19 protein-coding genes and 1 tRNA gene are annotated in these 22,492 nt (G+C 64.3%); 2 read left to right on the top strand and 18 right to left on the bottom strand.

The window, feature by feature from the left end:
• The first annotated feature begins 224 nt into the window (after window positions 1-224).
• The gene (locus tag QUS11_08710) at window positions 225-881 is read left to right on the top strand and encodes a 4-vinyl reductase (GenBank protein MDM7993380.1); all 657 of its coding nucleotides are present in this window, start codon (window positions 225-227) and stop codon (window positions 879-881) included.
• Between the two features lie 457 nt (window positions 882-1,338).
• Here the strand turns inward: QUS11_08710 and QUS11_08705 are convergent, their stop codons facing one another.
• The 6 genes from QUS11_08705 to secG form a co-directional block, all read right to left on the bottom strand.
• A complete protein-coding gene (locus tag QUS11_08705) occupies window positions 1,339-2,865 on the bottom strand; it encodes a C25 family cysteine peptidase (GenBank protein MDM7993379.1) in 1,527 nt (508 codons plus the stop codon).
• Between the two features lie 285 nt (window positions 2,866-3,150).
• Window positions 3,151-4,581 carry a radical SAM protein gene (locus QUS11_08700; GenBank protein MDM7993378.1) on the bottom strand — a complete coding sequence of 477 codons (1,431 nt, stop codon included), beginning with the start codon at window positions 4,579-4,581 and terminating at the stop codon, window positions 3,151-3,153.
• Between the two features lie 198 nt (window positions 4,582-4,779).
• The gene (locus tag QUS11_08695) at window positions 4,780-6,291 is read right to left on the bottom strand and encodes a T9SS type A sorting domain-containing protein (GenBank protein ID MDM7993377.1); all 1,512 of its coding nucleotides are present in this window, start codon (window positions 6,289-6,291) and stop codon (window positions 4,780-4,782) included.
• Between the two features lie 12 nt (window positions 6,292-6,303).
• Window positions 6,304-6,630 carry a hypothetical protein gene (locus QUS11_08690; protein ID MDM7993376.1) on the bottom strand — a complete coding sequence of 109 codons (327 nt, stop codon included), beginning with the start codon at window positions 6,628-6,630 and terminating at the stop codon, window positions 6,304-6,306.
• 258 nt (window positions 6,631-6,888) lie between these two features.
• Window positions 6,889-6,975 (bottom strand) — tRNA-Leu (locus QUS11_08685).
• Between the two features lie 14 nt (window positions 6,976-6,989).
• Window positions 6,990-7,220, bottom strand: a complete 231-nt coding sequence (gene secG, locus QUS11_08680) for a preprotein translocase subunit SecG (protein ID MDM7993375.1) — start codon at window positions 7,218-7,220, stop codon at window positions 6,990-6,992.
• Window positions 7,221-7,418: 198 nt separating this feature from the next.
• On the opposite strand from secG, the gene QUS11_08675 reads away from it, so the two are divergent.
• Window positions 7,419-10,133, top strand: coding sequence for a FlgD immunoglobulin-like domain containing protein (locus QUS11_08675; GenBank protein MDM7993374.1), 2,715 nt, complete (start codon window positions 7,419-7,421; stop codon window positions 10,131-10,133).
• Here the strand turns inward: QUS11_08675 and QUS11_08670 are convergent.
• The 12 genes from QUS11_08670 to QUS11_08615 all read right to left on the bottom strand — a co-directional run bounded on the left by QUS11_08670 (window position 10,126) and on the right by QUS11_08615 (window position 22,444).
• On the bottom strand, window positions 10,126-10,680 hold the full coding sequence (locus tag QUS11_08670) for a peptidoglycan recognition family protein (GenBank protein MDM7993373.1): 555 nt from the start codon (window positions 10,678-10,680) through the stop codon (window positions 10,126-10,128). The two genes, QUS11_08675 and QUS11_08670, sit on opposite strands and share 8 nt — an antisense overlap.
• A 1-nt stretch (window position 10,681) precedes the next feature.
• Window positions 10,682-11,443 (bottom strand): hypothetical protein, encoded by a 762-nt coding sequence (locus QUS11_08665; protein MDM7993372.1) that lies wholly within the window; start codon window positions 11,441-11,443, stop codon window positions 10,682-10,684.
• On the bottom strand, window positions 11,440-12,663 hold the full coding sequence (locus QUS11_08660) for an ATP-binding protein (protein MDM7993371.1): 1,224 nt from the start codon (window positions 12,661-12,663) through the stop codon (window positions 11,440-11,442). The genes QUS11_08665 and QUS11_08660 overlap by 4 nt, the downstream gene beginning before the upstream one ends.
• A 1-nt stretch (window position 12,664) precedes the next feature.
• A complete protein-coding gene (locus tag QUS11_08655) occupies window positions 12,665-13,063 on the bottom strand; it encodes a response regulator (protein MDM7993370.1) in 399 nt (132 codons plus the stop codon).
• Between the two features lie 37 nt (window positions 13,064-13,100).
• A complete protein-coding gene (locus QUS11_08650) occupies window positions 13,101-15,107 on the bottom strand; it encodes a [Fe-Fe] hydrogenase large subunit C-terminal domain-containing protein (GenBank protein ID MDM7993369.1) in 2,007 nt (668 codons plus the stop codon).
• Window positions 15,108-15,116: 9 nt separating this feature from the next.
• The gene (locus QUS11_08645; GenBank protein MDM7993368.1) at window positions 15,117-16,838 is read right to left on the bottom strand and encodes an NADH-dependent [FeFe] hydrogenase, group A6; all 1,722 of its coding nucleotides are present in this window, start codon (window positions 16,836-16,838) and stop codon (window positions 15,117-15,119) included.
• A 15-nt stretch (window positions 16,839-16,853) separates the two neighbouring features.
• Window positions 16,854-18,848, bottom strand: coding sequence for an NADH-ubiquinone oxidoreductase-F iron-sulfur binding region domain-containing protein (locus tag QUS11_08640; GenBank protein ID MDM7993367.1), 1,995 nt, complete (start codon window positions 18,846-18,848; stop codon window positions 16,854-16,856).
• 1 nt (window position 18,849) lies between these two features.
• Window positions 18,850-19,338, bottom strand: coding sequence for an NAD(P)H-dependent oxidoreductase subunit E (locus QUS11_08635; GenBank protein MDM7993366.1), 489 nt, complete (start codon window positions 19,336-19,338; stop codon window positions 18,850-18,852).
• A complete protein-coding gene (locus QUS11_08630) occupies window positions 19,335-19,976 on the bottom strand; it encodes a redox-sensing transcriptional repressor Rex (GenBank protein ID MDM7993365.1) in 642 nt (213 codons plus the stop codon). The genes QUS11_08635 and QUS11_08630 overlap by 4 nt, the downstream gene beginning before the upstream one ends.
• Window positions 19,977-20,075: 99 nt before the next feature.
• On the bottom strand, window positions 20,076-20,801 hold the full coding sequence (locus QUS11_08625; GenBank protein ID MDM7993364.1) for a 2-phosphosulfolactate phosphatase: 726 nt from the start codon (window positions 20,799-20,801) through the stop codon (window positions 20,076-20,078).
• Window positions 20,798-21,256: a redoxin domain-containing protein gene (locus QUS11_08620; GenBank protein MDM7993363.1), complete on the bottom strand. Its 459-nt coding sequence runs from the start codon at window positions 21,254-21,256 to the stop codon at window positions 20,798-20,800. The genes QUS11_08625 and QUS11_08620 overlap by 4 nt, the downstream gene beginning before the upstream one ends.
• Window positions 21,257-21,271: 15 nt before the next feature.
• Window positions 21,272-22,444: a TlpA disulfide reductase family protein gene (locus tag QUS11_08615; protein MDM7993362.1), complete on the bottom strand. Its 1,173-nt coding sequence runs from the start codon at window positions 22,442-22,444 to the stop codon at window positions 21,272-21,274.
• Window positions 22,445-22,492: the final 48 nt, after the last annotated feature.

Genomic DNA, 22,492 nt, shown 5'->3' with positions numbered 1-22,492 from the left:
GATCGCCGAGCCGCACTCACAGGGCAAGCCCGGGCCGGACTGCAGGGGTCTCGAACCATTTCCGGCCCTTCGGCCCGGACGATGTCTATCACGCGGCATGCCCGCCGAGCGGGTTTCGAAGTGCTGAAACCGAGTTGACGGGGATCGCCTGATGCGTCAGTATGCAGCCCATCCCCCGCCGGTCCGCCGGCTAAATGATCCCACCACCTCCAGGGAGAGACGGCATGACCAAGTACGTTACCTGTCCCCCGGCTTTTGCCCCGTTGTTCGAGGCAGTGGAGGCCCGTGCGGCCGGACTGCTCGAGGACAGGACCTGGGATGCCAGTATCGGAGCTCACCTCGTCTCGGGCGAGCGCTACGTCATGTACCGTGCGGAATCCATCGCCGTCAGCATCCGGGAGGAACTCGAGAAGGTCCTGGGATCGGGCACAGATGCCGCCATATACAGGATCGGCAAGGCGATCGGGGCGTCGGACTGCAGGTACTACTTCAGCCGCTTCCCGGACATGCCCCCCGAGCACAGGCTTGCGATGGGACCGATGTCCTTCGCCCTGGGCGGATTCGCCCAGGCAAGGGTGCTCGAGGAGAGCAACCCCGCCTCCGACGACACCTACCTCCTCGCCATCGACCATCCCCATTCATACGAGGCCGAATCGTTCCAGCGGAGGGGCATCGCCACCACCAAGACAGTCTGCTGGCTCACGTGCGGCTACTCTGCCGGCTGGTGCGGCGAGGCCATGGGCATCCAGCTCGATACCCGCGAGGTCACCTGCATTGCGCGCGGCGACGCCCAGTGCCGTTTCGTGATGTGCCCTCCCAGGAAGCTGCGGGAAGTCTCGTCGGCACTCTGCACCAAGTGGGGCCTGCCCAGCCCCTGGTAGCCTCTTCCATTCCGCTGGCGGGCAGGCCTTCCTGCCCGCCTTTCCGCAGTCAGCCCGGTCGATCCGGCCCCAGGGGCAGCCGGATGCGCGGTCATGGTACCCGGCGGACGGGTGCCTGGACCGGCGTATTGTCCGATTCAGACCTGGTAGTAGTTGCTGCGGAAGCAGGAGATGACGTCGCGCACGTACTCGGCCGCGGTCAGCCTGTACGGGAGATCCGCTGCTTGATGCAGCAGCCCTTCCAGATCTTGTCGAGGAACGAGTAGAGCCCCCCGAGAGGCAGCCTGGTGAGGATTCCCGCGAGCCTGGTCAGGACAGGGAACTCGACCGAGAGAGCGAAGAGGACCCTCAGCCTCTCCCGCCTCTTCCTGTCCGGGATGTCCAGGACGCCCGGACGTCAAGGAAGTGGGGAGATCGCTGCCGCTAATGGCGCGAGCGAGACGGTGGCGGCCGGGGACTACTCGATCACGACCAGGCGCCGGACCTCCGTCTGACCGCCCGAGCTCGCGCGCACGAGGTACACGCCCGGGATGTCGATGTCGATCTGAACGCAGGCCTCGGCACCGCAGCCATCGAGGACCGTCCGCCGGACGAGCCTGCCCGAGGTGTCGAAGACATCCACCGAAGTGCCCTGCCCGGGAGAGTTCAGGACGGTGACAGTAGCAGGACCGGTCGAGGGGGACGGTGCCACGGACAGCATGAATGCGCCTGCTCCCTCCTGCCCGCCTATCCCGGTCAGGAACATCGAGGGTACCAGGGAGGGATCACCAAGGAGGGCCATGCCGATGTGCCAGTTCAGTTCTACCTGGCTCAGGCCGTTCAGTGCGATACGGTCCCACCAGAGCTTCCAGGCCTCGCCGAGGCTGCCGCCGCCGCCCAGTGGGCCGTAGAAGTAGTTGAACTGCAGCATGGCGCCGCTGGTGGTGCTGCCCACTGCTGCAAGACCGTTCTGGGCGGCCACCGCGTAGATGCTGCCCATGTTGTTCGTGGTCGTGAACCGGCAGTTCGAGCATGCGAAGAGGTTGTAGAAGCGTGCCGGGGGCGCTATCGGGACGATCTCGCTCCAGTTCGTCGTGCCCCCCGCGGGCATCCAGAAGTGGTTGTTCGGGCTGGAGTGCACGAAGGGGCTCACCCACTGGTAGGTATCGGGCAGCCGGAACTCCTCGTAGTCGCGCTCGCAGGTCTCGGGGCTCCTGGAGAAGAGATCGACGTCCTCGTACAACAGCTCCAGCGCTGCCTGGTAGATATCGCCCATAGCCTGCCAGTCGTCGTCGACGTAGCAGAGAGCCCTGGCGGGAGGCGGATCCCCCGTCGTGCGCCACTGGTGGTTGCGCTGGAGGTAGGCCTGGAGCATGGCCACCGGGTCGCCCAGCGCCGACAGGTTGTCGACCCTGATCCTGCCCACCCAGATCTCGGGATCGAGCGATCCCAGGAAGGTGTCATAGTAGCCGTCCTGGCCTGCCACGCTGTCGCGCGGGAAGTTCACCCAGAGGTCAAGCCACTCTCCATCCAGGTCCATCAGGAAGTAGTCGGTGGGGCACTTCTCGCCCAGGTGCGCCTCGGTGTCCCACACCGCCGTCCATGCCGCCGGGAGATTCCCGACCAGTACTGCACCCTCGAGTCCGAGATCGTACAGCGAGTCGAGCAGGCCCTTGATCTCCTCCGGTGTGCCGTAAGAGATCTCGAGGGCCTGGACGCTGTACTCCTCGGCCTGGATGTCGTCCATCCACTGCTGGACCAGCTCCGTGCCGATCTGCTGCGTCAGCCCCTCCTCCAAGAGGATCACCATCTCCGGCGACTCGTCGGCCCCCGGCACGGGTGTGACCCGGAAGGGTTCGTAGGCTCCGGTCTGTGCTGCGAACTCCCACGGGGTGGGATCGACCCAGTCGGGATCCGGGTTCATTGTCTGGACCGCAGTCGAATATGGATCGGCGGGTTGCGAAAGAATCGAGAGTATCAGCGCGGCAATGGCTGCAACGTCCATTCTACACCACCGCTTCAGGATGGGTCCTGATGCTCACTGACTGTTTTCAATACCAAAACGCGCGGCGGATGGCAATGCATGGCACCAGCGGGCGGCGTGGTCCACCTGCACACTGGTGGCATGTGATACCGGGATCAGTCTGTGGAAGCATCAGAAACCCCCTTTGGAGGTCTCGAGGAGCTGGCCGGCACAGCCCCACACCCTGCATGGTGCGGGCATCTCAGGCGGAAGACGGGCCCGCGGTGGGGGCAGGATGCTGTCGTGTCGCTGTTCGCGGTGGATGACCTAGTAGTAGTTGCTGCGGAAGTAGGAGATGACGTCACGCGCGTACTCGGCCGCGGTCAGCCTGTACGGGAAGATCCGCTGCTTGATGCAGTAGCCCTTCCAGATCTTGTCCATGAACGAGTAGAGCCCCCCGAGAGGCAGTCTCGTCAGGAACCCCGCCAGCTTCATCAGGATGGGGAACTCGACCGAAAGAGCGAAGAGGGCCCTCAGCCTCTCCCGCCTCTTCCTGTCCGGGATGTCCAGAACGCTCGCGTGGAAGAACGAGTCGGGCGTCTCGGGCGCCTCCGCGGCACTGTCGATGAATCCGTTCTCCTTGCAGAACCTGGCTATCTCCGTGCCGGGATACGGCTGCAGCAGGGTGGCGAAGGTGAAGTCCGGCCTCATCTCGGAATTGAACGACATGGTGCGCACGTCATCCTCGAACGAGCAGGTCGGGATGCAGAGGATGTTCTGGGTCACGAACCTGATGCCGGCATCCTTCAGAGACCTGCATGCGCCCCTGATCGTCTCCATATCCATGTTCCTGCCCAGGATATCGTTGCGCGCCCTGTCGTCCGTCGTCTCCACGGCCATCTTCACGCTCAGGCAGCCCGCCTTCGCTATCACCTTCGCAATCCCGGGCGTGAGGTGGTTCGCACGGACATGGCAGTGGAAGGGCAGGCCGACCTCCGACGGGTACCGTTCGCAGAACTCCCTGACCCAGTCGTGCCCGAGCACGAATGTGTCATCCTGGAACACTATCATCTGGAGGGCGGGTGACGCGTCGCGCAGCTCGACGAGCTCGCCGATCACGTTGTCCACGCTGCGCCTCCTGACGTAGGTCCCCAGCCCGCTGTAGAGCTTCTTCAGGCTGTGGTTGAAGCAGTAGGTGCAGCTGTAGGGGCATCCGCGCCCGGTGATGCAGAATGCGGCCCTGTCGGCGGTCGAGGGCCTGTATCCGACGAGGATGTCCCTCTTCGGGAACGGGATCGTGTCGAGGTCCTCCACGAGGGGGAGCATCGCATTTCTCACGGTTCGCCCGGAGTCTCTCCGGATGAGGTTGCCGACGTCCGGGAACGGTCTCGATCCCTCTATTGCTTCGACCATCTGGGTCACGGCGGTGTCTGCCTCGCCCATGATCATGTAGTCGATGAAGGGATTCCGGTCGAAGTCCTCGGGGAAGAATGTGGCGTGTGCCCCGCCCGCGATGATCGGGATGTCGGGATGCTGGTCCTTCAGGCGTCTTGCCACGGAGAAGTACTGCCTGTGGAAGCCGGTCGTGCAGCCGAAGGCGATCACGTCGGGATTCCAGTCCTTCACACGGCGGTCGAGTTCCGGATCCCGGATCGTCAGGGCCCCCGGTTCGTGACCCCGTTTCTGGAGGATGGAGGCGATGTAGGTGATGCCGAGGGGGATCGTGATCACGTCGTGGATCAGGAAGAGAACCCTCATTCGCCTCTCCATCGGCTCGAGACACGCAATTCTCGGCATTTCCGGGCCGTCGCGCAAGTCTTCGCGGAATCGTCCGGACAGACCGCTCCAGGACAGGGCCGGGCGCTTTCGAGGATCTGTCAGAGATGAAGAAAACCCCGGCAGGGCCGGGGTTATCCTTCATGCTCTCCCGTGGTCGATGATTCGAATCAAGTAAGCCTACTCCAGGACCGCGAAGCGCTCTGTAGCCTCGAACTCCTCCGCCTGCATCCGTACGAAGTAGATACCCGGCAGGAACTCTCCCAGGAGAACAGTGTGCCATCCTGGCTGGAATTCTGACAGCGAGGTGCTCTCGACCATCCTCCCGGTGATATCAAAGACATCGAGAGTGACAGCGACACTCGACGACAGGCCGATGACCGCCGAGACCGGCCCGAAGGCGGGATCGGGTGATATGGGCAGCATCTGGTGCGAGTCGGGGATAGGCCCGGGTTCGTTGGAAAGCGGGTTCCAGAAAACGGCCACATCCTCGAGGACAGGGGTGGTCTCCGGATCGCTGGTCTGGAGGTTCACTCTGTACTGGAGCCAGCTTGCGTTATCGTCCAGGATTCCATCAAGTGAGCATGGCTCATAGATCTCGTCCGACCAGTCGCCCATCGCAGCAGGGTTGTCCGAGGCTCTAACCTGTATGGATGCTGACGTTCCTTCTGGAGTCACGTCAGTCATTTCGACCCAGGAGTAGTCCGGATCACAGTTCAGGTAGAGGAGATTCGAGTACAGCTGTGTCGGACCGGTTCTGAAAAGCTCAGGAATCCATGCTCTCACTCCGGCAGAGTTTTCCGATACGGCTACCAGATAGCAGTTTATCGAGCTGTCTTCGACATCGAGGCAGCAGGCCTGTCCGGGGTGTGGATATGCATCGTCGATGCAGTGATCGATGAAGTCACCACCGGGAACGGATTCCCACCATCTCAGGATGTTCAGGCTACTGAAGCAGTACACACCACCGAAAATGTCGGAATCACCGTCATCATCGATATCGTGAATCCCGTATCCCACTGCCTCGCCAAGCGGCCCCACCCCCTCGCCAAGCGGCAACGGAAGAGGATGGGGCTCCCACGAGTCACCTGACTCACTCGTGTTCTCGAACCAGCAGAGAACAACACCTGCGGGAGAATCGTAGCTGCCCGTGAGTAGGTCGGGATCGTCGTCGCCGTCGATATCGCCCGCGTAGATCTCGAAACATCCCGTGACCTCCATCGTTGTTGTGTCGACCGGGCAGGGGGTCCACTTCACAGCGCCGTTGGGGGCATACAAGTAAAGCCAGACCCCACCTTGGGGATACCCTGGGGTCACCGCTACATCCAGGTAATCGTCACCATTTGCATCGAGAAGGCAGACACCCCAAGCTCCTGGGTTCACATAACCAATAGTCTGTCGCAGCCACATCGTGCCTGCTCCGTTCAAGTTCTCCTGCCAGGCAACAATGCTGCCATTGATAGAAGCCCAGGCCAGGTCGATATCTCCATCATTGTCGATGTCTCCCGCAGCTACCTGCCTGAAGGCGGAACACTGCGGCACCTGGTAGATCTCCCAGCTTTCCCCGCTCATGGAGTTGAACAGGATGTAGCACTTTCCAGGGGCCCCCGAGGCGATCAGATCGGAATCGCCGTCACGATCCATATCGGCGGCAGCTATGTTGGTCGAATAACTGAGCGGAGACGCAGCCACGAAGTGGGCTTCCTAGGCGGGTTCGAAGGTTCCCGGGTTCTCGAGCCAGTAGTAGGAATCGTTGAGACAGAGAGCAACATCGGGATACCCATCATCATCATGGTCGCTGCTGCAGATCCCACTGGTAGGTGTGTTCGCTGGGGCGAACAGGGTTGTCGGAGGCAGGATGGTCAACTGACCTGATCTGACCCAGTCAGTTCCCGAGTTGGATTCGAAGGTTGTACCCCAATTCTGTACGCAGTACCCCGAACTCTTGTATCCCGACCAGTCTGTCTGAGTGGCTGAGTCCGGATTTGCTGACGACACGACAACCGCCAACATGATCAGGAATAGCTTCATATGCGCCTCCCTGAAGAGAATCCGCAGCCATTCACTTGTCCAGTGATGCATTGTCAGACTGGCCGGGTCAAGGCGGGCGCCGATACGTGATGGTCTTCTTCACGATGATCTTAACCTTGTGAGGTTTTGGATGAAATAGAAGCAGCCTGAACTGGACTAGTTCCCTACCTACGGTGAAGAACCCTTGCTTGCAGATGCGAACGCGGTCTGGAAAAGAAAAAGGTCGCCGGACTGTCTTCCAGCGACCTTTTTGCAATCTGGTACCGGGGACGGGACTTGAACCCGTACAGGCTTTCGCCCACTAGGCCCTCAACCTAGCGTGTCTGCCAATTCCACCACCCCGGCACCCAGAGCAGTTCCTACCTGCTGATGAGAGCGAGGAAGAACGAAGAGAGCATGAAGACCACGGCGAATACCGTCGTGAGCTTGGACAGCAGAGTCGCCGCCCCGCGGGTGCCGAACGAAGCGGTCAGCGCGCCGCCGCCGCCGAAGGCACCGGAGAGGCCGTCGCCCTTCGACTTCTGCATCAGCACCACGCCGATGAGAAGGATGCAGGCGAGAATGTGGACGAATGAGAGAACGATCGCCATGTGTTCCAATCCTCCCGTACAATGCGCGCTTATATAAGGCCTGGACGAGCCCTCGGGCAATAGCGGGTGCCGTGGCGGAAGAGGTTGGGATCGCGGGCTCCACCGTGTAGTTTAGTGCAGTCGGGTGATGACGGTCGAGGCGAGGGCCGGCCGGGCGAGAAGTACGGATGGGGTGTGAGGCTCTAGGAGGTCGAGAAGATGCTTTTCCTTCCTGTAGTCGCATCGCTGCTAGTTGGCGCCGCGGGATCCGCGGGCCATTCCACCGTAGAAGGCATCATGCCTGACGGTTCATATGCCGAATCCTCGGTTACGGAGTGCTCCCCCGGGGCAACCGCACCTTCGACCATCCTTCCCGGAGTGCCGGAGGCAGGCGGTGCCAGCGGCGGGTACAGAGCGAGCACCCTCTGGGTGGACCGCGCCCACCAGAACGCCATCGCCGAGGAAACAGCCATCAGCGGCGGGGGCGAAGGCATCTTCACGAGCTGGTACCTCAACAACACGCGCGTGAGCCGGTATGTGACCTGCGGCTCGTCGACACCGCAGTGGACCTACCCTGTCTCCACGGGCGGCGGGAATGTCGACATCGCCTCGGCGGCGGGCCTCGCGTGGTCGGCGACGAACAACGTGCTCGGAACCCTGGCTTGGCTGGGCAGCGGCGGGACGCCAACCCTGATGGCCGACCCCGGATCGCACCAGGACATCTCCGAGGACGGTACGAGGCTCGTTTTTGCCGACATACAGAACAACCTGGTGTGCCTGAACACATCGACCGGAGCCGTGCTGTGGACCGTACCCATCTCTACCGTCGGGAACGGCATCTACGGGGTGGACATCTCGGCAAACAACTCCAGGGTGCTCGTCAGCGCCTATGACGCATCCACCGGCGCCCAGGTCTACAGCATGTCGAACGGTGCGCTGGTGGGCTCGCCCGTGGGCAACTACGGGCAGACCCGCGGAGTGATCTCGGGCGACGGATCCCGTTTCGTGCTGGGCGACTTCAACGGCAAAGTCAGGATGTACGCCTGGTCGGGATCGGCCTGGCAGCTCTCGGCGCAGATCACGTCGGGCGACAGCTGGGTCACGTCGGTCGCCATCAGCGACGACGGGCTGACCGTGGCGGCCGGCACTCTCGGCTTCAGCCCGTACAAGGGCAGGGTGCTCTGCATAGGCTGGCCCTCGGGCGGAACCCCGTCCTCTCTCTGGCAGTACGGGAGCTACGGCGACGAGGTTTCCTCGGTCGCGGTCTGCGACGACGGCTCGGTGATAGTCGCGGGCTCCTGGGGCCAGTACGGCGGCACTTCGGGCGACGTGTTCACCGCCTTCGACCACGACGGCGGGATCATCTTCCATCTCCTCGACGGCATCGACGAACCCGGATCGATCTACAGCGTCGACATCAGCGACGACGGATCGTTCGCCACTGCCAGCGGCAAGGCCGTTCACGCCCGCGAGATGGGCAACGGCGGCGAGGTCTACTCGATCCAGATCATGGCGGCGCAGCAGCACGACGTCGGTGTAGTAGCCGTGCTCTCCCCCGCCGAGAACCAGCAGGTCGGCAACACGGTCACTCCGCAGGTCACGGTTTCCAACCTGGGGCTGTCCTCGGAGACCTTCGGCGTTTCGGCAGTGATCAGGAACGCAGGCGGCACCACGGTCTGGTCCGACAACGCCACGGTCACCGGCCTGGGGGCCGGCCAGGAGACGAACGTCTCCTTCGACTCATGGACGATCCCATCCTACGGGAGCTGGACCTTCACCGCGCAGACCCTCCTCGCCGGCGACTCGTACCACGGGAACGACACCCTCTCCACCGGCCTCCGGGCATATCACGACGCCGCCGCGATCTCGGTGCTGTGCCCCTACGCCGAGAACACCATCGGGATGTCCGCCTCGCCGGTCGTGGCGGTGCAGAACACCGGCACCTACACAGAGAGCATCACGGTCTCGATGCAGATCCAGATCGGCGGCTCCCAGGTCTACAGCCAGAGCACGACCGTCGCCGGAGTGGCTGCGGGCGCGTCGGCACAGGCCACACTCCCCGCCTGGATCCCTGCGGCGATCGGCTCGGGGCAGGCCACGGCATCGGTATCTGTGGCGGACGACTATGTCCCCGGCAACAACAGCGCCCTTCAGCCAGTCGAAATCGTGTACGAGATCATCTACGACGACGGGGAGTGGGACACCTACTACTGGGTCGGTTCCCTGGACGACGACATGTTCGCGACCCGTTTCACCCCCACCATCGACACTCCCTTCAGGGCCACCCTCTTCAGGGTTCACGTCAACTCCACCGAGCCCTTCGACTGGGCGGCCCTCTGCCCGGACAACGGCAGCGGGATGCCGGACATCGCGAACCCCTACTACACCGCCGAGAACCTGTCGGCGCCCTCGGCCCCGGCCTGGCTGGAAGTGCCACTGGACGTGTGGATCGACGATCCCGGCGACCTCTGGTTCGTGACGCACTGGCCCGATACGAAGGCTCTCGGCGTCGGAACGGATCTCGACCAGCCGAGGACGAACCGGAGCTGGTGGCACAACGCGAGCTCCGGATGGGTCAACATGACTGCAGGCGACTGGTCGTTCAGGCTGACGCTCGAACCGGAGACGGGCATCGAAGGCGGAGCCGGGCCAGGCGAGTTCTCACTCGGCCTTCCGAGGCCCAACCCCTCGCACGGTTCGACCTGCATACCCGTCGAGGTGCCGGCTTCGGGCGGGGCCATGAGGCTCGCGGTCTACGACATGGCCGGCAGATGCATCGAGATCCTTGCCGAGGGCGAGTTCGCGGCCGGGACACACTCGATCCGGTGGGATGGCTGCACCGCCGACGGATCGGCCGCCCCGGCCGGGCTCTATTTCATGAGGCTCGATGCTCCGGGCTCCAGGCAGACCGGGCGGATGATCCTGATCAGGTAAGGACGGTACCTTCGAGGAACCCCCGGGTGAATAGCGTGCCGGGGCACTCGGTGACGCAGCCAGGAACCTCGCGGTGGAGGAGCACGCAGTCCTTCGGGATGCCGTGCTCCTCCATCAGCCGGGAGAGCAGCTTCGACAGCGACGCGGCCTGGCGTGGCGACGGGAGCGAAGCAGTGAAGTCTCCGACCAGGCAGATGCCGATGCTGTCGGTATTGGAGCCGCGGGCGTGGGCGCCCACCGCCCATGCCGGGCGGCCGGGCTCGACGAGGCCGTCACCTGCCAGGATCCCGTTGCCTATGACATAGTGGTAGCCGACGTCGGTCCATCCCGACACGACCCTGTGCATGACCCTGAAGTGCCGCATCGATCCGTCGCGGGTGGCGGAATGGTGCACGACTATCCGGGTGGTGGAAGGGCGCTTCTCGAAGGCGGACTCGGGGGGGCTCGACGAGAGGCGGGCGCAGTCATCCTCCGTGATGCCCGGCGGAACGGGTGCGCCCACGGAGCGCAGCCAGGCGAGCAGGCCCGGCCGGGGCTCCCCCGTCATATCAGTTCTCCTGCTGCTCTCCGGGCTGGCCGCCCAGGGCGGATGCCCTGGAGAACGAGATGCCGCCGATCCTGGCAACGGCCCGGAAGCGCTGTCCGCTCCTGACGATGGTGCCTTTGAGCATGCCGGTGCCCGTGGTCGGCGAAATGACGTCGATGCCGTTCAGCCGGATCGCTCCGCGCCCGGTGACCGCCTCGAAGTCGGCGCAGAGCCCGTCCTCGACTCCGATCTCGATCGAGCCCGAAACGGTGCTGATCATCGCCGGGTCTCCGGCCAGCGCGGCCATCTGCACCCTGATGTCGCCGTTGAGGGTCTCGAGGCATGCGACGGTGGCAGGCCCCGACACGTCTATCTTGCCGTTGCGGGTGTGGAGGTCGAGGGGACCGCCGCCGCCGCTCGTGCGGATGAACCCGTTGCTCGACGCGGCCTCGAGCCTGCATGGGATGTCCGAAACGACGATGTTGCCGTTTATTGTCTCGATCCTCAGGGATTTGATGCCTGCGGGCATCGAGACCTCGATGTCCACCGAGGCCCTGACCCTGCTGAGGCTGTAGCAGGAGCGGATGACGAAGGGCGGCCCCTCGTCGATCTCGGCCTCGACATATCTCGTGTGGGGCAGGTCGGGCTCCACGTTCCTGCGGATGAGCACCACTCCCGACTCCCCGCGGACTCCCCTGACGTGCACCGAACCGTTTGAGTTCCTGACGATGACGGGGGTGTCGGGAGGCACCCTGAAGGCCTTCTCGATCCTCTCCTCGATCATTCCCCGCCCCCTCCGGAACCCGCGGTTACCGTCGCCGGGGAGGATGCCTCCTGGCGTCCGGCCGCGGCCGTGTCGAACGTCACCCTGAAGGTGCTGCCCACGTCGGGCTTGCTCTCGACCTCCACGGTACCGCCGTACATGTTTGCGATCTTCTGCACGATGGACAATCCCAGGCCGCTGCCGAGGATGTTCCTGGTCTTCTCGTTCTTGATCCTGACGAATTCGTGGAAGAGCTTGGCCGACTCCTCGGGAGTCATGCCGATGCCCGTGTCCGAGACCGACAGGATGATCCTCGCACCCTTGCGCCGTATGGAGATGCCCACCCTGCCGCCGTCCCGGTTGTACTTCACGGCGTTGGAGACGAGGTTGTTCATCACGATCTCCATCTCCGCCCTGTCGGCGGGGATGGTCACGGTACCGTCAGGGACGTCGAGCTCCATCGTGATGCCCCGCGCCGAGGCGTCGGGCGTCATGGTCTCGATCGAGGTGCGGGCGGTCTCGGCCAGGTCGACGTCGTGTATCTCGCGCTTGCGCTGCCCCGACTCGAGCCTGGTGAGGTCCAGCAGGTCGAGGATCAGCTTCCGCATGCCGCCCAGCCTCACGATGCACCTGTCCACGGCCCTGTCGCGCGTTGCCGGATCCTGGCAGGCGGTGGGGTCCTTGAGGATGTAGAGATATCCCTCGATGGCGCCAAGGGGCGCCTTGAGCTCGTGCGCGAGTACTGAGATGAACTGGAAGCGGACCTTCCTGCGCTCCTCCTCGAGCATCCTGGCCTTGCGGAGGGCGATGAGATGGCCGACAGCCTTGCGCACGGAAGCCTTGAGCTCGGCGGGCGTGAACGGCTTCGAGAGGAAGTCGAACGCACCCTTCTTGGTGGCTGCGATGGCCGTCTCTATCGAGGCATAGGCCGTCATCATCACGGTGAGGACGTCGGCCTTCTGGTCCGAGAGCCAGGACAGCACGTCGAGCCCCGTGATCCCCGGCAGCTTGTGGTCGAGGAGCATCAGGTCGGGCCTGTCGCTCTCGAGCTTGAGCACGGCCTCCTCGCCGGAGGCGGCCTGGATGATGTCGAAGGAGACGGCGGAGCCCACCTCCTCTATCATCACCGTGAAGCCCGTCAGCGCCCTGGTGACGGCGAGCCTCATCCCCGGCTCGTCGTCGACCACGAGGACCTTCAGCCTCTCGCTGGTCGCGGCGGCCGCGGAGCCCTGCCCCGGCATCTCAGGCCTTGTCCCTCAGGAGGCGGGCGATCTCGCGTTCGAGCTGCTCGAACCGGATGGGTTTCGCGAGGATGGTGTCGGCCTTGATCCAGTTGCCGTTGTCCTCGGTCTCGTCGAACTCGAGCCCCGTCTCGTGGGTGACGGCCGTGACGAGGATCACCGGGGTGGACGGGTACTTCCGCTTGATGCGGTACGAGAGCACGAATCCGTCGTCCTCGTTCTCCATCATCAGGTCGAGCACAGCGATGTCGGGGGCGATCTCTTCGAGGATCTTCTCCCCTTCCGGCCTGCTCGAGGCCGAGTGGACCTCGTACCCGCGCGACTGGAGGTACATCTTCATCTGCTCGAGGTAGTCGGGATCGTCGTCGACGATCAGGACCCTCCCGGACGGCTGAGACATGTCAGACTCCCCTGCTGTATCTGCGGGCGGCCCCGGCCTATTCCTCCGGGGGCCTCCTCGGCAGAACCACTGTGAACGTCGTACCGGTCGGACCGGCTGCGGGGTCGGCGTTGGATGTCACGCTGATCTGCCCGCGGTGCATCTTGACTATACCATATGTCACGGCCAGGCCCAGGCCGGTTCCCTTGCCGATCTTCTTCGTGGTGAAGAAGGGTTCGAACACCCTGTTGATGTTGGCGGGCGGGATGCCCGTGCCGGTGTCGGAGGCCTCTATCCTGATGTTCTGAGCGTCGCCTCTCGTGGTGAACTTGAGCAGGCCGCCGTCCGGCATCGCGGCGATCGAGTTCGTGATGAGGTTCGTCAGGACCTGCGCGATCTGGTCGGGGTCGATCTCGGCTATCGGGTCGTCCGTCGCCGTGTTGAACTCGACCGCTATCTCCGGCGGCAGGGTGACCAGGTTCACGGTGCGCTGGATCAGGTCGGGGACGTCCGTGGGCTGGTGCACCACCTTGTTCTGCCTGGCGAAGTCGAGGAGGCCGGAGACGATCTTGCGGCATCGGTCGGCCTGCTCGGCGATCATCTTCAAGTCCTCCCCCATGGCCGGATCGTCCTCGCAGCCATCGAGGAGCATGTGCGCGTACATGAGGACGACGCCGAGAGGGTTGTTCACCTCGTGGGCTATGCCTGCGGCGAGCTGGCCCATGGTGGCCATCTTCTCCGCATGCTCCAGGGCCTCGCGGGCATTGGCCAGCTCCGCGTGGCTGCGGGCCAGGTCGGAGAGGGCGCTCTTGAGCTGCTCGATCGTGTAGGGCAGGCACATCTCGTTCTCGGCCAGGCCGTCGAAGATGGCCACGGCGTGGTCATGGCAGGTTTCGTACCCACAGGCTCCGCAGTTCAGCTCGTCCTCGGGGCCGTGCTTCCCCAGCTTCTCGAGGATCGGGAGCAGCTCCTCGCGCGAAGGCCTCTTCATCCTCATGTCGTGGGCCTCGAAGGTCCTGGACAGGTCGAGGTCCTTGAAGCGGTCCATGAAGACGAACCAGCGGTTGAAGTTCAGTTCCGCGAGCCTGCTCCGGACATAGGCGCTGACGTTCGAGCGCCTCCTGAAGCGCTGGTCGGAAGTGGTCATGCCGGGGCCCATGATGCAGCCGTTGCAGCACAGGATCTCGAGCAGGCGGACATCAATGCCGCCCGACTCCATCTCCTTCAGGGCGTCGACGAAGGACTGCCTGCCGCTTGCGGTGACGACCTCGCCTGCTGCGAGATCCTCCTTGATGTCGGCGGCCTGGAGCATCCCGCGGGTGACCGGGAAGAGTGCACCGAGCCCGGCGTGGGGCGGGTCGAAGTCGATCGGTTCTACCTTTTCAGGGTCGATCCCGCGATCGTCCAGGAGCGCCCGGAGCTCGGCGAACGTCAGTACGGCGTCGACCTCGTCCTCGACACTCGGAGCGTCTGTCTCGGACTTCTTGGCGATGCACGGCCCGAAGAACACGACGCGCAGATCGTCGCCGTGCAGCTTGCGGAGAGCCCTGGCCGTGGCCACCATGGGCGACACGATCGGGGCCAGGTGCCTGACCAGCTCGGGGTGGTACATCTCGACGTAGTTGATCAGCGCCGGGCAGTTCGTGCCGATGTAGTGGCCGTCCGGATCGGATTCGAGCAGCTTGCGGTACCGCTCCGCCACGAGATCCGCTCCGAAGGCCACTTCGTTCACGTAGGTGAACCCCAGGGCCTTGATCATGCCCAGGAACACCTTGTAGTCGTACTCGGCGAACTCCGCCGGGAAGCTCGGGGCGATGATCGCGCTGACCTCGGCCCCGGAGGCCATGGTCTCGCTGAAGAGCCCCATCGAGCTCCTGACGGTCTTGGCCTTCATGTTGCAGATCTTGACGCAGTTTCCGCAGCCCACGCACCTCTCGGGCAGGACCTCGGCCTTGCCGATATGGATCTTGATCGCCTTGGCCGGGCATTCCCTGACACAGGTATAGCAGGCCTTGCATTTCTCCTGGTCGGTCGTGACGAGCGGTATTCCCGCGTTCCTGGGCATTCCGGCCTCCTAGAGGAGAACGTCCCTCTCGGTGTAGCTGGTGTGCAGGAGTTCGTGCGAGAGATGGCCTCCCGGCTCGCCGAGGAACTCGCTGTAGATCCTCTTGATCGACGGGTTGGAGTGGGATGTGCGGAGCTGCGCATCCCTGTCGATCCCGTAGAGCGCCTGCATTCGCGCCTTCAGGACTTCCGGATCGGCGTTCAGGGGTTGCCCGCCTCCGGCGATGCAGCCTCCGGGGCAGGTCATTATCTCGATGAAGTGGAGATCGGACCTACCGGCCCTGATCTGGTCGAGGATCCTCCTGGCGTTCGCGGTGCCGCTCGCGACAGCGACGCGCACCTCTGTGCCGCCGATGTCCACCGAGGCCTCCTTCACGCCTTCGAGGCCGCGGATCGCGGTGATCCTCTGGATCTCCAGCTCCCTGCCGGTGAGCATGAAGTGGGCCGTGCGGATCGCCGCCTCCATCACGCCTCCGGTGGCGCCGAAGAGCTTGCCGGCCGAGCTGCGCTCGCCGAACGGGGTGTCCGCAGGCTCGCCTGGCAGCGAGGCCAGGTCCATGCCGAAGGTGCGGATGGCCTGGGCCAGCTCGCGCGTGGTGAGGACGGCGTCGATGTCGGGGATGCCGTCACGGAGCATCTCGGGCCGTCCCGCCTCGAACTTCTTGGCGGTGCAGGGCATTATCGAGACGCTGTAGACGTTCCTGGGGTCGAGCTTTTCGCGGTCCGCCCAGTAGCTCTTGATGATCGCACCGAGCATCTGCTGCGGGCTCTTGCATGTCGAGAGATTGCCCAGGAACTCGGGGTAGAACTGCTCGACGAACTTGATCCATCCCGGGGAACAGCTCGTCATCATGGGAAGCCTGCCGCCGGTCCTGATCCTGTGGACCAGCTCGGCAGCCTCCTCCATTATCGTGAGGTCCGCGCTGAAGGAGGTGTCGAAGACCCTGTCGAACCCCATCCTGCGCAGGGCGGCGGTCATCATGTCGGCCGCGTCGATCCCGGGCTTCATGCCGAACTCCTCGGCGATCGTCACCGAGATGCTCGGGGCGTGCTGCACGACGACCGTCTTCGTCGGGTCGTTGATCGCGTCCATGACCTTGCTGATGCTCGATCTCTCGGTGAGGGCGCCCGTGGGGCAGACCTTGATGCACTGGCCGCAGTTGATGCAGCTCGACACGTTGAGCCCCTCGTCGAAGGCGGTGCCGATGTGCGCCCTGCTGCCCCTGCCGATGAAGTCGATCGCCGAGACGCCCTGGATCTCCTCGCAGACCCTCACGCACTTGCCGCACAGGATGCACTTGTCCGGGTCGCGGACTATCGCGGGGCTCGAGAGGTCCAGCTTCCAGTCGTTCCTGGAACCCGCGTAGCGCCTCTGCCTGACTCCCAGCTCGAGGGCGTAGCCCTGCAGTTCGCAGGATCCGTTCCTCGCGCAGTAGAGGCAATCGTCGGGATGGTTGGCCAGGAGGAGCTCGACGATCGTCTTGCGTGCTGCTATGGCGTCGGGGGAATGGGTGAGGATCCTCATCCCGGGTGCCACCGGGAAGGAACAGGAGGGCACGAGCCTCCCGTCGCCCTCGAGTTCGACCATGCACATCCTGCACGCGCCCGAAGGAGGAAGCCCGTCGATGTAGCAAAGGGTCGGTATGGATATCCCCGCACGGCGCACGGCCGTGAGGATGGTCTCACCGGGCTCCGCCTGGACCGCCCTGCCGTTGACTGTGATCTCTATCATGGTAAAACCCCTGCCTTACTCGGCGGAGACGGCCCCGACGGGGCACACTTCCCTGCAGCCGCCGCAGCCTATGCATCTCTCGGGAACTATGTGGTGGGGGCTCTTCCTGGTTCCGAGGATCGCGCCGGACGGGCAGGCCTTGGCGCACAGGCCGCATCCCACACACTTCTCCGGGTCTATCGAGAACACGAGCAGGCTCTTGCACTGGCCCGCCGGACACTTCCTGTCGTAGACATGGGCCTCGTACTCGTCCCTGAACCAGCGGATGGTGCTGAGCACGGGATTGGGGGCGGTCTGCCCCAGGCCGCAGAGGCTCGTCTTCCTGATGATCGATCCGAGCTGCTCGAGGTAGACCACGCCCTTGAAGCGCTCGAGGGCCTGACGGTTCTTCTCGTCCCTCCGGCCCGTGGTGATGGCGTCGAGGATCTCGAGCATCCTCCTGGTGCCCTCGCGGCATGGAATGCACTTGCCGCAGCTCTCGCGCTGGATGAAGTCCATGAAGAACCGGGCCACGTCGACCATGCAGTTGTCCTCGTCCATCACGACCAGGCCGCCGGAGCCCATCATCGCGCCGAACTTCTTCAGCGACTCGTAGTCGACCTCGAGGTCGAGATGCCGGGCGGGGATGCAGCCTCCCGAAGGCCCGCCGATCTGTACGGCCTTGAAGGCCTTCCCGTCGGGGATGCCGCCGCCGATCTGCATCACGATCCTTTCGAGGGGAGTACCCATCGCGACCTCGACAAGACCAGTCCTGACCACCTTGCCGGAGAGGGCGAAGACCTTGGTGCCCTTGCTGCCCTGGGTGCCCAGGGAGGAGAACCACTCGGCGCCGTTCCACATGATGTCCGGCACGTTGGCCAGGGTCTCGACGTTGTTGATGGCCGAAGGCTTGCCGAACAGGCCGGATACCGCGGGATAGGGCGGCCTCGGCCTGGGCATACCGCGCCGGCCCTCGATGCTGTTCATCAGGGCGGTCTCCTCGCCGCAGACGAAGGCGCCGGCACCCATCTTGATCTTGATCTCGAGATCGGTGCCGCTGTCGAGGATGTTCCTGCCGATCAGGCCGCGCTCGCGGGCCTGCCTTATGGCCTCCCTGAGGCGTTCTATGGCCAGGGGGTATTCCGCCCTGATGTAGAAGTAGGCCTGCGTGGCACCGATCGCATATGCGGCTATTGCGATGCCCTCTATCACCCTGTGGGGGTCTCCCTCGATGACGGCCCTGTCCATGAAGGCACCGGGATCGCCCTCGTCGGCATTGCAGATCATGTATTTCTGGTCGGAAGGGGATTCGAGTGCGAGGCGCCACTTGCGACCCGTGGGGAACCCTCCGCCCCCGCGCCCGCGCAGCCCGCTCCTCTCCATCTGCTCGCACACCTCTGACGGTGTCATGCTCCGGAGCATCCGGGCGTAGGCCCTGTAGCCCCCGTGCGCCAGGTACTCGTCGAGGCTCGACGGGTCGATCAGGCCGCAGTTGCGCAGCACCCAGCGGGTCTGCCCGGCGAAGAAGGGATGCTCGGAGAGGAGCCCTGCTCCGTTCCAGGGAGTCTTCGAGGCCGGCTCGTACTGGCCGATCAGGTTGCCGGCCGGCACTTCGCCGGCGAATACGGCGTCGAGTATCGCGGGGGCGTTCTCGCCCGTCACCTGCGAGAAGGAGAGCCTGGGCCTGCCGGGGAGCTGCACGTCCATGATGGGTTCGAGATAGCAGGCTCCCACGCAGCCGACTTCGACGACGGAGACGGGTTCGCTCCTCCCGGCGATCCATGCCCTCACGGCCTCGATGGTCCGGCCGGCGCCGGCTCCCAGTCCGCAGGTGCCGGTACCCACGAAGACGACTGGTTTCTCGACATCCCCGCGGAGGAATTCCGCCGCCGCGGCGGCCCTCCTGTCAGAGCAGCCGGCGTTCTCGTGGCAGAGCGGTCCGCTCTTGATGCACTCCACGACCTCCGGGCAGGTCCTGCCGGAGGAATGCCAGCAGCCGTCACAGCATTTCTGATCCAAAAGCCCCGGCATGTCAGGCCTCCCTGGTTTCTGCCGTCTGCCTGCAGTCAAGGATCAGCCTCGCGGCGTCGTCGGGGGAAACCCTCCCGTGCACTTCGCCGTTGATGCTGATCACCGGCGCCAGAGCGCAGGCGCCCATGCAGGCGACGATCTCGAGGCTGAAGAGGCCGTCGCGCGTGGTCCTGCCGGATTCGATGCCCAGCTCGCGCTTGGTCCTCTCCAGCACCTTCAGCGAACCCTTCACGTGGCAGGCCGTACCGCGGCAGACCTGCACGTGGAAGCGGCCGACCGGCTCGAACCTGAACTGGTTGTAGAAGGTCGCCACTCCGAAGATCTTGCTGACCGGAAGCCTCAGCTTCCTCCCTATCAGCACCACTGCCTCCCTGGGCAGGTAGCCCAGCTCGTGCTGAGCTTCCTGGAGGATCGGGATGAGTGAATCCCTGCCCGTTCCCGGGTGTTCAGACACAATCCGGTCGATCGTCGATCCGAGATCCTGAGTCATTTCCGCTCCAGCGCGGCTCTCCTGGCGAAGAAGGCCACTGTTTCCAGGGACATCGTCATGTCCCTCTCCTCGAGGAACACCCCTTCAGGAACCCTCAGGGGCACCGGTGCATAGTTGAGTATCCCGTGAATGCCTGAGGCGACCAGGAGATCCGTCGTCTCCTGGGCGCGCGCGGCCGGCACTGCCAGTATGGCGGTGGCTATGGACTCGCGCCTGAGCACCGCCGTGAGTTCCGACATCGGATGGCATCTGCAGCCGTTTATGACCCTCCCGGTCTTCTGGGGATCGGTGTCGAACGATGCGGTGATCCTCAGGTTCGGCCGCCTGCCCGAGAAGTACGAGAGGATGGCCCTGCCGAGGTTGCCGACCCCGACGAGAGCCACTCTCTGGACTTCGGGATAGTCGAGGACCTTTGAGATGCCGTCGATCAGATCCTTCGTCCTGTAGCCCTTCCCGGGGCTCCCGGAACACCCCGTGGACATGAGGTCGCGCCTCACCTGGGCCGGGGTGACGCATGCGAGCACGGCCAGCTCGTGGGAGAAGACGTGCTCCCTTCCGCCGGGGATGGAGGATTCCAGCAGGCGTCTGTAGAGACTCAGCCGCCCGACCGTCTTGCTCGCGATCGTGACACCGTTCATCATTTACGAGTATCTTTCGGTGCGCTTTGTGAACTTCGTCACAGCAATGCTAGACAAACATCGTTCCGTTGTCAACCCGCCTCTGTCCGATATCCCGGATCAGGGGGTCCGGGTGACATCAACGAGCCTCGGGGGGCCGCCTCCGTCTACAGTGAGAACGGGCACGGACCCGCATGTGTCCGGGGTCAGGCAGATAGAGGCATCCCCGGGCGGCATGGAAGCTTCGACCGACTCCAGGAAGCGGCGCGTGGCGCCGGATGCCGATATGCGGGAGAGCCACGGTCCCGGATCGGTTATCCGGCCGCCCCTTGCCAGTGTCGATTCGAAGAACGATGCGAATTCCTCGTCCTCAGGAGCGGGGATCGAACCCGAGTCGCCCATGGCGAGAAGGGTCACCAGGCGCGCCCCGCTGGACAGGACGAACCCGGCGGCGGCCCGGGCATTCGAGAAGCAGGCCATCATCACCGTGTCACAGCGTGACGAGACGCGCAGGACCCCGCGTGATCCCGCCGAGGTCGCATGTATGACGGTGCGTCCCCTCAGGTCCATTTCCATGAGGAGTGTCGGCGAGTTGCCGGTGTCGAAACCGGGGAGCATGACGCCCCCGCGCTCGCCAGCCAGGATCCAGCCGGGGTTCACGGCCTTGAGCGCCCGCGCCTCCTCCACCGATCCTGCAGGGACGATCGAGTCGGCGCCCTTCTCCAGGGCCAGGCACGCGAAGGTGCCTGCCCTGAAGACGTCTATGACCACACAGAGGCCGCCGGCCCTGTCAGCGCCATCCAGGAGGGACAGGCGCCTCACGGCCGGAGCCCCGGGATGCCTCATCTCTGGCTTAGGATCGACAGCACCTCGTCTATGTCGGGGAGCTCGGGGATCTCGTATATGCGGGACCAGATCAGGCTCCCGTTCTCGTCCAGCAGGAGGTTGGCCCTCTCGGAGAAACCCTCCTTCCCGCGAAGGAGCCCCAGCTTCCCGGCGACTCCGCCGTGCGGCCAGAAGTCGGACAGGATCCGGAGGTTGTTGAGGCCCATCTCCCTTGCCCACGCATGCTTGGCCGGCCATGCATCTACGCTGATCCCGACGGGGGTGGTGTTCATGGACTCGAACCGGTAGTACGCGTCCTCGAGGGACTGCATCTGCCTGGTGCACACGGGGGTGAAGGCCAGGGGGTGGAAGGAGAGGAGCACCTTCCTGCCCATCAGCTCCGAGAGTGAGAACTCGACGTTGTGCTGGTCCCTGAGCACGAAATCCATCACGGTGTCGCCCTCGGATAGCAGCATGAACCGACCTCCCGCCTACTGCGCGGCCAGGGCCGCCTCTATCTGGCTCCTCAGGGTCTCCTCGCCCGCGGGATCGTATCCCCGCGACGAATAGACCACGCTGCCGTCCATCCCTATCACGTAGAACGTGGGGATCCCGGTTACGAGATAGGCCTCGGCCACCTCGTCGCCGCCGATCACTATAGGATAGGTGTATCCGTTCTCGGCCATGAACGCCGCCGGATCGCCGTCCTCCCACACGTTCACGCCGATTATCCTCACAGGTCTGCCCTCGAATTCCTCGTAGAGGGCCTGGATGCCGGGCATCGCGCTGGCGCAGGGCCCGCACCACGTCGCCCAGAAGTCGAGTACAACGACGTTCCCGGCCAGCCCGGAGAGGGTTATCCGCTCACCGTCGGGGGTTTCGAGGGTCCAGTCCGGAGCCTGGGATCCGTTGCCGAGTACGCTGCTGTAGTCCTCGGTCCGTATCCCGTCTGGGTTGTCGGCGAGCCTGTAGGCCTCGGGGCCGGGAGCGGGGTCGAGGACCGCGAGATTCGCGATCTCGAGGATCTGGGCGCCTGTCATGTCCTCTTCGGAGGCGAAGCGCTCGACCCTCCTCGGGAGATGGTCATCCCTTCCTATGAACCAGCGCGCGCTCTCGATGCCGTCCTGGTAGACGACGAAGATCACGTCGCAGGGAACGCCGCCGACCGAGTCGACCCGCTCCCATGCGATGCTGTCGGCCTCGATCTCGGAGCTGAAGGGCTCATCCACCACGTACTCGATCATCAGGCCGTAGAAGGCGAATTCCAGGAGATCGGTGGCGCCGGCCTCCAGGGAGCCTCGGGACAGCAGCAGGGCCGATCTGTCTAGCACCCAGGCGCTGTCGCCATCGGAAGCTATCGTCAGGGAGGGCAGGATGTCGCCTGTATCGAGGGTGTCGGCTTCGAATTCGACCAGGAGGAGCGGGAAGTCTCCGTCTGCGGTCCTGCCGGCCCTGACCCTGCCCGTGAAGGGCGGGATCATCTCCTCGAGATCTCCCGATCCGGAGAGCATGAAGTCGTACTCCACCGCCATCACCTGCGCAGCAGCCGAATCGGCGGCCCTCATCATGGCAACGGGATCGGGCGATGCCGGTGCGGGTGCCGGTTCGCATGCGATCAGCAGGGGAACGAGCACAACTGGCGCCAGTGCAGCGACGGTTCTCATGGCGGGCCTTCCTAGAGGGTCGATAAAAAGGGGTGGGGGCGGGGGGCG

The sequence above is a fragment of the Candidatus Fermentibacter sp. genome (genome assembly GCA_030373045.1).
Classification (GTDB): Bacteria; Fermentibacterota; Fermentibacteria; order Fermentibacterales; family Fermentibacteraceae; genus Fermentibacter.
The sequence above is the reverse complement of the archived record's forward strand: the minus strand, read 5'-3'. Positions and strand labels throughout refer to the sequence as shown.